This window comes from Candidatus Propionivibrio aalborgensis (assembly GCF_900089945.1).
Taxonomy (GTDB): Bacteria; Pseudomonadota; Gammaproteobacteria; order Burkholderiales; family Rhodocyclaceae; genus Propionivibrio; species Propionivibrio aalborgensis.
Genome location: NZ_FLQY01000234.1, coordinates 1 through 999 on the forward strand (window position 1 = coordinate 1; position 999 = coordinate 999).

Annotated in this window: 1 protein-coding gene; it reads left to right on the plus strand. The window is 59.2% G+C overall.

Annotated elements, in window-relative coordinates:
- On the plus strand, window positions 1-999 hold a 999-nt coding region (locus PROAA_RS11540; protein WP_222102235.1), incomplete at both ends, for a glutamate ligase domain-containing protein.

Below are 999 nucleotides of genomic sequence, written 5' to 3' on the forward strand. Positions count from 1 at the left end.
GTGCGCGACGATCATTCGAGCAAGGACTACCCGCGAGAGGCCATCGCCGAGGAAAAAGGCAAGCTCATCGCCTCGCTCCCGGCCACCGGCACCGCAGTGCTGAATGCCGATGACGAACTGGTACTCGCCATGGCCGCCAAATCCGTCGCCAGGATCATCACCTATGGACTCTCGCCCAAGGCTGAACTGCGCGCCGAAGACATCAGCTCGGTCTGGCCAGAGCGTTTGCAGATGACGCTGGTACGCGGTTCAGAACGCATAAAACTGCGCACCCAGTTGTGTGGAACACACTGGGTTCCTTGCGTGCTGGGTGCCATTGGCGGCGGGCTGGCCGCCGGCATGACGCTGGACGAATGCGCCAGGGGGATTGCCAGCGTTGCTCCCTTTGACGGCCGCATGCAAGCGGTGACAACATCGGATGGGGTATCCTTCATCCGCGATGACTTCAAAGCACCTCTGTGGACGCTCGATACGTGCTTCGATTTCATGAAGGCGGCGCAAGCCAGGCGGAAAATTATAGTCTTTGGCGAGATTTCAGACGCAGGCCTCAAAAAAGGGGCGATGTACGCGAAAACCGCACGCCTTGCCCAGAAAATTGCCGATGTCACGGTTTTCGTTGGCCCCTGGGCGTCCAGCGTGTTGAAGGCGCAGAAGCCTGGTGAGGAAAACACCTTGCGCGCGTTCGGCCATGTCCGCGATGCGGCCGAATACATCAAGTCAATCAAGCGCGAGGGCGATCTGGTACTGATCAAAGGCACAAACAGACAAGATCACCTGCAACGCATCATCCTGGCGCAAAGTGGCAAAGTAGCCTGCTGGTGCGAAGACTGCGACCGGGTTTCTTTCTGCAACGCGTGCCCCGACCTGAACAAGCCCTCCGGCGCGCCGCTTTTACTGCGGCAGCAGATCAGCGAAGCGTCAACGCCCAAAGCGCCGCCATCTGGTCCGCATATTCTTGAACCCGAACTACAGGTGATCGTCGGTCTTGGCAACCCCGAA